Raw genomic sequence first — 12,750 nt, 5'->3', positions numbered from 1 at the left:
TAGCACAATCTTTACAGCTAAACAACAAAAACTATGCCTTTAAGTTCCTGATGCGCTCAACCAATGGGGGATGGGAATAGTGGACAAAAACGTATGCGGGATGCGGGGTGAGATTGCTCAAACTGTTCTTGGAAAGCTTTTTTAACGAGGTGACCAGCGGAGTGGCCGCAAAGGTCATTTTGGCATAGTCGTCCGCTTGGAACTCAAATTTTCGTGACAGATAGTTCATGGCAAGTCCAGTGATTTCCGAAATGGGGCTGTACAATAAAGCAAACCCAATAAGCCCTGCATGAAAACTCGGAATGGATACCCCAATGGCCCTTGAAATTTCCGGGTGGTTGATGAATACCGACAGGATGTATAGGGTAAGGCCCATAGAGCCCAAAGAGGCCAAAAGGTTGAATATGATATGCTTTCTTTTGTAATGGCCTACTTCGTGGGCCAATACGGCCACGATTTCCTCTTCATCGAGGTCGTTGATCAACGTGTCGAACAGTGTAATGCGTTTTTCCTTGCCCAATCCGGAAAAATAAGCGTTCGCTTTGGTGGATCGTTTGGACCCATCGATCACAAAGATATTCTTGAGTTCGAAGCCCACTTTTTGGGCGTAATTTTCAATGGCATTCTTTAGGCTACCATCATCAAGGGGAGTCTGCTTGTTGAACAAGGGTACGATGAGTCTGCTGTAGAACAAGTTGATGAAAAGAATGACCGCTCCGATGAGCAACCATGCATAAAGCCAAAAATTTGGACCGGTCCATTGGTAAAAGAGCATGAACAATGAAAGTATTCCACCACCAAAAAGAATGGTAAGGATAGCTCCTTTGAGCTTGTCCAAAAAGAACAGTTTTTTTGTGGTCTTGTTAAAGCCGTAGGTTTCTTCGATCACAAAGGTTTTGTAGTATGAGAATGGTAGCCCTATGATTGCGCTGCCCAACATAATGAACCCAAAAAATACCAATGCCATGGGAATGGGGTTCTCTGTGAAGGAGCGTGTCAGTTGGTCTACCCATTCAAATCCCCCAAACCATAAAAAAACCAGGGTAAGGACAAGCGAAAATCCATCAGAAAGCAATCCAAAACGGTAGTTGGCCTTTTTGTATTCCTGAGATTTTTGGTATTCCGCTTCGTCAAAAACATCGGAAAGTTCTTGAGGTACTTTGGATTTGAATCGTTTGGCGTTCAAATATTCCAGCAGCAAATGCACCAAATACTGGATGACCAAAATCGCAAGGATTACATAAAAGAGTAGATTTTTCTCCATAGCTTAAAATCCACGTTGCCGCTTGGCTTCAAATATAAGTATTGCCGCCGATACGGAAACATTCATGGAGTCGATTTCACCCTGCATTGGAATGATTATATTTTGGTCAGAGTTTTGCAGCCAATCTTCTGTTAGGCCTGTAGCCTCGGTGCCCACAACAATGGCCGTAGCGGGTTTAAAGTTACATTCCACATAGTTTTTGGAGGCCGATAAGGCAGCGCAATAGATGGTTACATGGTTCGCTTTAAGGAAGTTAATGATCTCTTCCGTAGACCCCATTCCAATGGTATTGGTAAAGACACAACCCACACTGGAACGGATAATATTAGGGTTGTACAGGTCAGATTTGGGATTGGCAATCAGCACGGCATCCAGGGCAGCTGCATCCGCGGTTCGTAGCAAGGCTCCCACATTGCCCGGTTTTTCAGGGGCTTCGGCCACAAGAATCAAAGGGGATTTGTTTTTGAATTGAATCCCATCCAAGGCGTGGGACTTACTTTTCGCAATGGCCAGAATTCCTTCCGTGGTTTCCCGGTAGGCGAGTTTTTCATAAACCTGTTGGGTAAGTTGGACCAATTCGGTTTGCAGATTCCCTAAAAAAGAATCGATGTCTGTTTCAGCAAAGACTTCAGTACAGAAAAACACCGTTTCCAACACATACCCCCCTTTTTGGGCCAGTTCCATCTCGCGCCTGCCTTCCACGACAAAACGGCCGGTTTTTTTCCGTTCCCGGGCTTTTTCTTTAAGGAGCAGTGTTTTTTTTACCAAAGGATTTTGGAGACTGCTGATCAATTTGGCTTCCATCACAGTCCAAAAATAGAGATTCCTGTAATTAATAAAAGGGGTTTTCGACCAATCGTGAAATTTATTGACCATGAAAAAAATAACCATCCTAGCCCTAGTTATGATTCTAGGGGCATGCAAACCTAATGTCAAACCGGAAGCTGTCCAAAGTTCTGTTCCGGAAAAAGCGACCGAACAACCTTCCCATTACCCTGATGCCATGAAGCAGGTTTTTGAGGGTCATGGTGGATTGGAACTGTGGAAGCAACAAAGAACCTTATCTTTTGTTATCCCCCATCCTGATAACCCTGAAACCCATACGGTGGACCTTTGGTCCAGAAGGGACCGGGTGGATTCCAAGGGGGTCTCCATGGGGTTTGATGGTACCGAAATATGGTTATTGGACCCGGAATCAACCTATAAGGGGGATGCGGCCTTCTACCATAACCTGATGTTCTACTTCTATGCCATGCCATTCGTTTTGGCAGATGATGGTATAGTGTATGGCGAAACTGACGCGTTGAGGTTTGAAGGGAAAGAATATCCCGGTGTAAGGATTGCCTATGAATCTGGAGTAGGCGTCTCGTCAAAGGATGAATACTACATCCATTTTGACCCGGACACCCATCAAATGACATGGTTGGGCTATACGGTCACCTACCGTACAGGGGAGAAATCGGATAATGTAAAATGGATTCGGTATGATGATTGGCAGACCGTAAACGGATTGGTACTGCCCAAATCCATTACGTGGTACAATTACGAAGGAAGAACTATTCTTGACCCCAAAAGCACAGTGGTTTTTACTGATGTGGCCTTGAGTGCAACGCCCAAACCCAAAGAATTTTATGCCAGACCTGAAGGGGCTGTATCTGTAGAAGCCAAAACGAACTGATTACTATTGGAGATTTGTTAAAAGGGGAGCGGCGTTCATTTGAACGCCGCTCTTTTTTTATTTTCCTTCGCTATCGTATTTGCCCATATACCGTTTCCAAAGTTCGGTTTGGTGGGTTTCCAACGAAATGTCCCTACCATCGATAAAGGCTTTGGTAAGCTGATTGGTGCGCATATCCAAAGCGTCTCCTTCGGAGATGAATAAAGTGGCGTTTTTGCCTACTTCCAAGGTACCGTAATCGGCATCGATGCCTAAAATCTTTGCAGTGTTCCCTGTAAGTAGTTGAAGAGCCTTTTCTTTATCCAAGCCCTGCCCGGCCACCTGTCCGGCATAAAAGGGAAGGTTTCGGGTCTGGAAGTTGGACATGGATTCGTTTTGTAGACCTACCAATAGACCGGCGTCTACCAACAATTTGGGTAATTTATACGGAAAGTCGTAATCATCATCATCAAATTGGGGAAGGGCATGGGGCTCACTGACCAATACCGGGATGTTGTTCTGCTTTAAAAAGTCGGTGATTTTATGGGCCCGGTATCCACCTACCACAACACTATGTTGTATGCCAGCTTTTTTGGCACTGGTAACGGCATCCATGATTTCTTTTTCCCCATTGGCATGGATGTACAAGCGTTGTGAGCCGTTAAAAAGACCTTGCATGGCCGCAAAGGAGAGGTTGAGTTCTTGGGATGTTCCTGCTCCATACGCTTTGGCATTTTGTATGAAGGTCAGCACCTCATCAACCTGTTCCTGATAGTTTTTATTGGGCAAAAAGGCATTGGGTTCTCCCAGCCAGGAGCTTCCTTTTCTGAACAGGGAAGGCCAGTTCAAATGGATGCCGTCATCCCATTTTATCGCAGCATCTTCCCAGTTCCAGGCATCAAACTGTACAATGGTTGAGGTTCCCGAGATTCTACCGCCTTTTGGGGTTATCTGTGCCAAAAGCACTCCATTGGGTCGCATGCTTTCTACTACTTTCGACTCTGCATTATACGCAACTATACTGCGTATGTTGGGAATCATTTCCCCAAGTTCATCTTGGTCGTTACTCGCGCGCACTGCATCCACTTCCACAAGGCCCAAAGATTTGGACGGAGCTATAAAACCGGGATATACATGCTTTCCTTGGGCATTGATCATGGTGCCAATGGTTGGTGCCATAAGGTCCGCTCCTATGGCCGTTATCTTACCATCATTAAAAATGATGGTGCAATTTTCTATCACTTCCCCATTACCAATATGGGCCGTGGCACCAAAAATGGCAACTTGTTCGGTCTGTGGGGCAGCAGGGGTTTGTTGTGCTTGTAGTAAAACCCCAAAAACGAGACATATGATGGTTATTATTTGTTTCATGATTTGCGTATTAAAGGGTTTCACATTCAAATCGTTCTTTCTTGTTCTGGACTGGGGTCTGTGTCTTTTCCCCCTTTTCCTTTTCGTTCAGCATCATATTAATGAGCTGGTTTCTTTCCTGTTGTACAGATTGGCGCATGGCCTTGTCCTTCTCCAGGTCGAAATACACGGTACCTTCGATCAAGGTTTTCTCGGCTTTGGCATAAACGGATAGGGGATGGTCGCTCCAAAGCACCAAATCGGCGTCTTTTCCTTCCTCAACACTTCCGACCCTATCATCCAAATGCAACAGTTTTGCAGGATTCAAGGTCACGGTCTTCCAAGCCTCAAGCTCGGACATGCCTCCATATTTCACCGTTTTTCCAGCTTCTTGGTTCAACCTTCGGGACATTTCGGCGTCATCACTGTTGATGGCCACGGTAACTCCTTGGCTGGCCATGATGGCGGCATTGTAAGGGATGGCATCGTTCACTTCAAACTTATAGGCCCACCAATCACTGAAAGTGGAACCTCCTACGCCGTGCTCGGCCATTTTATCGGCCACTTTGTAGCCTTCCAAAATATGGGTGAAGGTATTCATTCGGAAACCGAATTTCTCCGCAACCTTCATCATCATATTAATCTCACTCTGTACATAGGAGTGGCAGCTGATAAAGCGTTCACTGTTCAGAATTTCGGCAAGTACTTCCATTTCCTCGTCATGTCGAACCGGTTGTCCGCTTTTTTTCTTGGCATCGTATTCCTTGGCACGTTGGAAGTAATCCGTATAGACCTGTTCCACGCCCATCCGTGTTTGTGGAAAGCGGGAGTAACTACCCCAGTTGGACTGTTTTACGTTTTCACCCAAGGCAAATTTTATGAACTTGGGAGAGCCCGGAAATACCAACCCATCAGCATTTTCACCCCATTTTAATCGGAGAATGGCAGAACGCCCTCCAATGGGATTGGCCGAACCGTGCAACAATTGAATGGTAGTGACCCCACCAGCCAAGTTTCTGTAGATGTCCATGTCTTTTGGGTCAATGGCATCCTTCATGCGGACTTCCGCGGAGGAATTGTGTCCTGCTTCGTTGATGGACAAGGCCGCTATGTGCGAATGTTCATCAATGATTCCGGCTGTGAGGTGTTTGCCTGTGGCATCCACGGTGGTGGCACCTCCTGCACGCAAATCTTTGCCCACCTTGGCAATCTTTCCATTTTTCACGAGGACGTCGGTGTTCTCCAAAATGCTATTGCCGGTCCAAACAGTGGCATTTTTAAAAAGGATGCTTTCCTGTTGGGGTTTTGCCTTGTACCCGTAGCTCACATTGGGGTAGGTGACCGCCATAAGTTCTGGTTTTTTGTCGTCAGAAGTTTTGGCAGTCTCCTTGAATGGACCTGTCTTGGTCAGGGTGGCCGTGGTTTCAGTTCCGTTGGGGAGGACCATTTTTCCTGAAATGTCATCAGAACCTGATGCAATCTTACCTGCAAAACGATAGGATTCGGTCCCGTTTTCGGAAAAAGAGACGTTCAACCAATCTGTGGTGTATTCCAATTTGGAAGAGACTTTTTCTGTACCTTTTTTCAACTCCACTTTAGGTTTGTTCGCTTCCCCGGTAATGGAAACGGTATAGGTCTGTCCATTGGCGGCAAGGGTATATTCCCCACGGACATCTTTCTGGTCTTTCGATTGGATGACATTCTTGTTTCCCTGAACCCAGTTTTCGTAGAGTGTGGTCCCTTCATCAAAAATGTCTCCTGAAGTAATCAAAAAGTTGGCTTGACTCCCGGATTGTAGGGAACCTATTTCAGACGATTTTCCCAAAATGGATGCCGGTACCGTGGTCAATGCCTCCAAGGCCTTGGTTTTTGAAAGGCCGTAGGTGATGGCCTTCATCAACTTGGATTTAAGGTCCGATGGTGACTTCAACTCATGTAAGGTAAATGAAAATTGGACCCCATTGTCTTCCAAAACCTTTGGGTTGGAGGGGGCCAAGTTCCAATGACGCATATCTTTCAAGGCCACATATTGGGCTTCGTAAGGGTTGGAAACATCATAGGCATCGGGGAAATTCAAGGGAACTATTAATCGGGCGTTGGTGGCCTTTACGTCCGCTATGCGCTCATATTCATCGCCTCCGGCCAAAATGGTGTATTGGATTCCGAACAAGTCCCCAATCTTATCCGCACGGAGAATATTGCCATTGCCCCCGGCAGCAAAAATCTGACTTAGGCCTTTGTTTTCTTCCAGGGCTTCCAAAGAACGGTCCGTGGTTTCAATATTTCCTTTGTTGTACCAATCCAAGTCATAGTACAACTGTCGCATCAAGGCCGTGGCCCCCATGATGGAGGTAGGGTAGGACTGCCTTGAAGTGACGCTCTTCTCGAATGAAAAATACTGGGCGGACTTATCGGAGAGGATTCTTTGCGCCTCGCTGCCTGCATCGTTCAGGGCAACCAGAACACCTGTACCGCGGGCTATGCCATCTTGCATATGTGAGTTGACCACCCCAAAACCTGCCTTACGGAGTTCTTCAGCCTTTTTCTTGTCATAGGTAAAACTGCCAATAGCACTATTTTCTGGCATAATGTGGTCGTTCCAATAAAACCCTTCGCGGTTTGGATTGTACTGTGAAGACCTGCCACTACCATCGGCGTTTTCGGGCTTGCCCATACCATAATCCGAGAATACATCGATGAAAGAGGGATAGATGAACTTTCCCTGAAGATCTTCAACAATGGCATTTTTGGGAATGGTTACGGATTTGCCCACCTGTACCACCTTGCCATCTTGGATGAGCAGGGTGCCGTTTTGGATGATTTGGGTTGGGCTTACGTAAATTTTGGCATTGGTGAATGCCGTGTAGTTGTTGTTCTTTGCCTTGACACCATCATTTTTTGGAAAATAATCTTGTGCCATTAAAAAAGCACCACCCAACAAAAAGGTCAGTGCCAAGAGTTTCATTTTCATATTTATGTCAATTGAATTAGTCGGTTTAAAGGTAAAGGAAGTGGAGGTATTGCACAACCCTAGTGCAAAGTCTCTTTTTTGAATTGGAAATTGATCATAAGTCCCACTACCGAATTGTAACTATGGATGCCTTCTTTTTGATTGTTGATTTTTAAAAAGGTGCTGAAGATGGACTTGAACATGGGTTCCAATGGGTTTTGGTACTGTTCCCAGAAATCCCTGAGTTCCTGAAAATTCTTTTTTACCCCAGGATGCAATGTGGCAATGATCTGTTTGGAAGTTTCTTCATCTTTTCGGGACAGGTCGGATAGGCAATATCCCAAGGCATTGTGGTAAGCGGCATATTTAAAATAGGGGTCGTTGTTTTGTACCGTGACCAAGTACCCGATGAAGTTGGTAGCATCTTCCGCGGAGTACCCTAGTTGATGTCCCACCTCATGTCCGCTTACCGTGGGCATACGGAACAATGGGGTAATGCCGTTCACTTGTGCCTCATTGGTAAAGGGGTTCAAATATCCACCATACCCCATATAGGTGAGTGGAATACTGAAAAGCGAGGATTTTAGGCTTGGGTTTCTATATTCAAGGTCCGGATAGTCATTTTTCAATATGGCGTAGCCCTCTTCGGTTTTTTTGAAAATCTCTTTTCGGGAATAGGGTATCTGTACCGGTTCAATACTGTCCCCAGTGATCTGTTGTTGATATGCATTGGTTTTCTCTGCAAGGTATTGGGTGAACTGGGTCAGTTCTTTGAGGGTGTACTCCCGTTCCATGCCTAATTTCCAAGTAATGGGTTGCCGATAATAGTTCATTCCCCAAAGCAAATGAAAGGCAAAATAGGTCATGGAAAGTACCACGGCAATGTCTTTTAGAAAATTGAGAGGTCTGTCCTTGATGGATTTCCAATGTTTATACAAATACCGAATGGCAAGAATGCCAAGGGTAAAATAGAACAGGTCTCCCACGGAAAATGGAATCCATCCCAAGAGCAATCTCAAAAATTTGGATACGGGCGGATACAATCCATTGCTGTAATAGGTCTCAACAAAATCAGGGCAGGCCGCCATCCATTTTACCAATACAATTTGGATAGGAAGCGCTATGGCTATGATGGTTTTGACCTTGTCTTTCATCTATGATTGAACGCATAAAAAAAGCCGCACGGAAAAGTACGGCTTTTTATGTTTTTAATGGGTGGTCTATTGCGAGATTGCGGTGATCTCCACATCAAAGATAAGATCGGAATTTGGTGGAATGGGGCCACCACCTTGGGCACCAAGACCTAAGTGAGGAGGCATAAAGATGCGAACTTTGTCCCCCACTTTCATGGTAAGAAGTCCTTCCCTGAACCCTGGGAACAATCTAGCCTGAGTACTGTATTCCATGGAAACCGGGGCATATCCGCCATGGTCCCTTCTGCCTGGGCTCAATTGATTGAATTTTTCGGCGACTTCTTGGATATTGGTATCAAACAGATCACCATTGGCCAAGTATCCTGCATAGTTCACCATCACCTGTTGTCCTTCTTTGGGTTGTTCCCCTTCTCCTTCGGTCACGCTATAGATGATAAGACCTGTGGGAGTTTCCTCTCCTGCTTCTTTTTGTTGGGCAAATTCGGCAATCAGTTCTTCCTTCATTTTCTGGAAGGTGGCCTCTGCAACTTTTTCCTCTTCAAAATAGTCGCCCATGATCTTGACGGCATCGAAATTTTTGGCTTCTTTTCCTTTGCGGACAATTTCTACCTTTTTCATGACCACAGGAACCATAGGTCTGTCCCTAGGGTCGGTTTGTACATTGGCAATGGAATCCACCACATCCATACCACTAACCACTTCGCCAAAGACGGTGTGCTTGTCATTGAGCCAAGGAGTGGCTTTGTGAGTGATGAAAAATTGGCTTCCATTGGTTTTGGGCCCGGAATTGGCCATGGAAAGCATCCCTTTTTTGGAATGTCTTAATGAATCGTTGAACTCATCCTTGAATTTATACCCTGGGTTTCCACGTCCTGTGCCGGAAGGGTCGCCGCCTTGGATCATAAAATCCTTGATGATCCTGTGGAATATAAGCCCATCAAAATATTTCTTCTCTTTCAAGCTATCCGAAACAAAAGGACTGTTGCCTTCGGCCAAGGATACAAAGTTGGCCACGGTGACCGGGGTCTTTTGGTATTCCAGTTTTACAATGATATCGCCTTGGCTGGTTTGGATGTCAGCATAGATGCCATCCCCCAAATCAGCAAATTTGCTGGATTTACACCCAACAAAAGCGAGGGAAAACAAAGCGATGAATACTAAGGTATGCTTCATGGTATGTGTGATTTTAATTTAGACTGTCTTTGTGAATAATGATCGTATGTAATTCCACAGATGATTTTACAGGCGTCCTTGGGGCTATGGCATTATTGTCCCCTTGGTAGCCATAAGCCTGCAAAGATGGGAAAATAAAAGTGGCTTTTTCGCTAATCTTAAGGAGTTTTACCGCATTTTGAAGTCCAGGGAACAATTGCTCCTTGTCCACAACATAAGAAGTTGGACCTATGCTTTCCGCTGTATAGATGGTATCGTTTTCCAAGGTCATTAGATTATAGGAAAACAACACCTGGTCATTGGTTTTGGGAAGGTAGGTGGCCGTATCGTTTTGGGTTTCAAAATAGTACCAGAACCCATTGGGACTGGCTAAATACTCATGCAGGCTGTCCTTGGCAATGATTTCCTGGATCAGTTTTTCCTCTTCGGCAATCAAAGCCTTGTTGCGTTCCACGCTTTCCTTAAAAAAGCTGCCGGATTTTACTTCCACGGGTCTTCGGGGTTCCGGGCCTCCGCAGGCCACAAATAGGATCGCCGTTATCAGAATAAAAGCTATTCTCATGGATTCAATGTGCTTTTATAGGTTTTTAGGATTTCATTGAACTGTTCCAGGGTCTCGTCCATGGACAAATCACTTCTACCCCCGGCGGCATTGTCGTGTCCGCCACCATTGAAATGTTTTCGGGCAAATTCGTTCACCGAAAAATCCCCTACGGATCGCAGGGAAATCTTTATGATGCCCTCATCCTTGTTCTCAATAAAAATGAGCGCAAAAATAATCCCTTCCAACGTAAGGCCGTAGTTCACAAAACCTTCGGTATCACCCTTTTTAAAATCGTTGGCATCCAACTCCTCTTGGGTAAGGGTAATGTAAGCCGTTCTATATTCCGGAAGAATGACCATATTGCTCAAAGCCACGCCCAACAAATGCAGGCGGGAAGGCGAATTGGTATCAAAAACCTGTCTGTGGATTTCCATATTGTCCGCGCCACGCTCAATAAGGTCGGCCACGACTCTATGGGTTTTACTGGAAGTAGACCGGTATTTGAACGAACCGGTGTCCGTCATGATCCCCGTATACAGGTTTGAGGCAATGTCTGCCGTAATGCTATCGGTTTGCCCTAAAAAGTCAATGAAATTATAGATCATCTCACAGGTGGAACTCATGCTCACGTCGGAATAGGTGACCTTGGCATAGTCGCTGGGCTGTTGGTGATGGTCGATCATAATGAAATCAGCTTCCTTGGCCTCCAATACCGATGCCATTTGCCCGGTACGTGAAAAGTCATTGAAATCCAAGGTAAAAATGACCGTGGCTTCATCCAACAGTCTTTGAGCCTCACCGTTGTCCCATTCAAAGTTCACTACGGTGTCATGCCCTGGCATCCACTTCAGGAATTTGGGATAGTCGTTGGGCGCGACCACACGGGCATTCTGCCCCATTCCCTTTAAAAAAGCATAAAGCCCCAAACAGGCACCCATGGCATCACCATCTGGGTTTTTATGGGGGATGATAACGATTTTTTGAGGTTGGGAAAGTATAGACTTAACTGTTGAGATGTCCGCTAAATTCATGCGGCCAAAGATACAATAATATAATATAGAGGTAACTCGTGATATCTTATTTTTGTTTGAAAGCAAGCTGAATCTATGAAGCCTATTTCCATTTACTTGAGCCTATTGGTTGTCCTCTTGGGATGCAAACAGAAACAGGATGTGCCAAGCTCCACTTTTTTGGTGGCTTTTGGTTCCTGTAACATGCCTCAGGAGCCCAATTCGTTTTGGGACGATATTTTGAACGAGAACCCTGATGTTTGGGTTTGGGGCGGGGATATTGTCTACGCCGATACGGACAATATGGAAAAACTCAGGGCCATCTATGCCCTACAGGATAGTGTTGAAGGGTATGCTCAATTGAAGGCAAAAGTCCCTATTATCGGTACTTGGGACGACCATGATTTTGGGGTCAACGATGGCGGGGAAGAGTTTTTGGTAAAAAGCCAGAGCCAACAGGTGTTCCTGGATTTTATGGAGGTGCCTAAAAACAGCCCCAGAAGGACAAGGGAAGGGGTATATGCTTCGCATGCCTACGAAACACCCAAAGGCAAAGTGAAAATCTTGGTTTTGGATACCCGTTATTTCCGAAGTGCCTTGGTCAAGGATACCGTTTCCAAAAAACGATACAGTCCCAATTTGGATATGGATGCCACCGTCTTGGGTGCCGAGCAATGGAAATGGCTCGAAGGAGAGCTCAACCATTCCGATGCCGACTTTAACCTGATCATGTCCAGCATCCAGTTTTTATCTGGAGAGCATGGGTTCGAGACTTGGGGGAATTTCCCCAAAGAGGTGGAAAAGCTGGAAAAGCTCATTGTGGATTCCAAGGCAAAAGGCGTTATGATTCTGTCCGGGGACCGACATATTTCCGAGTTTTCCCGGAAAAGCGTTCCGGGCTTGCCCTATCCCTTGGTGGACTTTACCAGTAGCGGACTCACACACTCCTATTCCAGTTTTTCGGGGGAGCCCAATCCGTTTCGGGTGGGGGAGGTGGTCTCAAGGACCAGCTACGGCACTATTGCCATCAACCTTGAAACCAAAGAGGTACGTTTTAAGATCATGGGAGAGGAGGGTGCTGTGCTTCAGGAGCTAAAACAAGCCTATTAAGCCTTGCCTGTTGGTTGAAAAACCGTAAGTTTGCGCAAAATTTTAAAAAATGACTGGAAATAGAACATTTACCATGATCAAGCCAGATGCGGTTGAAAACGGCCATATTGGTGCGATTTTGGAAAAAATAACGGCTGCTGGATTTAAGATTGTGGCCATGAAATACACCCAATTGAGCCGAAGGGATGCCGGAGAGTTCTACGCCATCCACAAGGAGCGCCCATTTTTTGGGGAGTTGGTGGAGTTTATGACCAGAGGTCCCATTGTGGCGGCCATTTTGGAAAAAGATAATGCGGTGGACGATTTCCGTGCGTTGATCGGGGCCACCAACCCGGCAGAGGCTGCGGAAGGCACCATTAGAAAGTTATATGCCGCCAGTATTGGCGAGAATGCCGTGCACGGTTCCGATAGCGATGAGAACGCGGCCATTGAGGGCGCTTTCCATTTCTCGGGAAGGGAAGTGTACTAAACGAAATATGAACGTACATGTGAACAGGGCCGCTCCAAAAGAGCGGCCCTGTTTTATTCAGAGGTGGTG

General features: G+C 45.8%; 11 protein-coding genes. 3 read left to right on the top strand and 8 right to left on the bottom strand.

Translation table 11 applies throughout. From position 1 onward, the window contains the following. Positions 1-31 precede the first annotated feature (31 nt). Positions 32-1,264 (bottom strand): M48 family metallopeptidase, encoded by a 1,233-nt coding sequence (locus F8C76_RS06995; RefSeq protein ID WP_152131059.1) that lies wholly within the window; start codon positions 1,262-1,264, stop codon positions 32-34. Positions 1,265-1,267: 3 nt separating this feature from the next. After that, on the bottom strand, positions 1,268-2,068 hold the full coding sequence (locus F8C76_RS06990; protein WP_152131489.1) for a TrmH family RNA methyltransferase: 801 nt from the start codon (positions 2,066-2,068) through the stop codon (positions 1,268-1,270). A gap of 70 nt (positions 2,069-2,138) precedes the next feature. Between F8C76_RS06990 and F8C76_RS06985 the strand changes: the two genes are divergently transcribed. Beyond that, positions 2,139-2,942 carry a DUF6503 family protein gene (locus F8C76_RS06985; RefSeq protein ID WP_152131058.1) on the top strand — a complete coding sequence of 268 codons (804 nt, stop codon included), beginning with the start codon at positions 2,139-2,141 and terminating at the stop codon, positions 2,940-2,942. A gap of 57 nt (positions 2,943-2,999) precedes the next feature. On the opposite strand, the gene F8C76_RS06980 is transcribed toward F8C76_RS06985, so the two are convergent. From F8C76_RS06980 to F8C76_RS06955, 6 genes are all read right to left on the bottom strand, one after another. After that, positions 3,000-4,292 (bottom strand): amidohydrolase family protein, encoded by a 1,293-nt coding sequence (locus F8C76_RS06980; RefSeq protein ID WP_152131057.1) that lies wholly within the window; start codon positions 4,290-4,292, stop codon positions 3,000-3,002. A 10-nt stretch (positions 4,293-4,302) separates the two neighbouring features. After that, on the bottom strand, positions 4,303-7,242 hold the full coding sequence (locus F8C76_RS06975) for an amidohydrolase family protein (protein ID WP_152131056.1): 2,940 nt from the start codon (positions 7,240-7,242) through the stop codon (positions 4,303-4,305). A gap of 59 nt (positions 7,243-7,301) precedes the next feature. Next, positions 7,302-8,375, bottom strand: coding sequence for a DUF3810 domain-containing protein (locus tag F8C76_RS06970; RefSeq protein ID WP_152131055.1), 1,074 nt, complete (start codon positions 8,373-8,375; stop codon positions 7,302-7,304). A gap of 66 nt (positions 8,376-8,441) precedes the next feature. Continuing rightward, a complete protein-coding gene (locus F8C76_RS06965) occupies positions 8,442-9,548 on the bottom strand; it encodes a peptidylprolyl isomerase (RefSeq protein ID WP_152131054.1) in 1,107 nt (368 codons plus the stop codon). Positions 9,549-9,561: 13 nt separating this feature from the next. Further along, entirely contained in the window at positions 9,562-10,110 is a 549-nt protein-coding gene (gene gldI / locus F8C76_RS06960; protein WP_152131053.1) for a gliding motility-associated peptidyl-prolyl isomerase GldI, read from the bottom strand. Continuing rightward, a complete protein-coding gene (locus F8C76_RS06955; protein WP_152131052.1) occupies positions 10,107-11,123 on the bottom strand; it encodes a DHH family phosphoesterase in 1,017 nt (338 codons plus the stop codon). The genes gldI and F8C76_RS06955 overlap by 4 nt, the downstream gene beginning before the upstream one ends. A 75-nt stretch (positions 11,124-11,198) precedes the next feature. On the opposite strand from F8C76_RS06955, the gene F8C76_RS06950 reads away from it, so the two are divergent. Both F8C76_RS06950 and F8C76_RS06945 read left to right on the top strand, forming a co-directional pair. Next, complete coding sequence (locus tag F8C76_RS06950; protein WP_152131051.1) at positions 11,199-12,212, top strand: alkaline phosphatase D family protein; 1,014 nt, start codon at positions 11,199-11,201, stop codon at positions 12,210-12,212. A gap of 49 nt (positions 12,213-12,261) precedes the next feature. Next, positions 12,262-12,681: a nucleoside-diphosphate kinase gene (locus tag F8C76_RS06945; RefSeq protein WP_129652885.1), complete on the top strand. Its 420-nt coding sequence runs from the start codon at positions 12,262-12,264 to the stop codon at positions 12,679-12,681. The last annotated feature ends 69 nt before the right edge of the window (positions 12,682-12,750 follow it).

The organism is Flagellimonas olearia (assembly GCF_009184425.1).
GTDB classification, from domain to species: domain Bacteria; phylum Bacteroidota; class Bacteroidia; order Flavobacteriales; family Flavobacteriaceae; genus Flagellimonas; species Flagellimonas olearia.
Note: the sequence above shows the minus strand (reverse complement) of the source record. Positions and strands in the feature narration are given on the sequence as shown.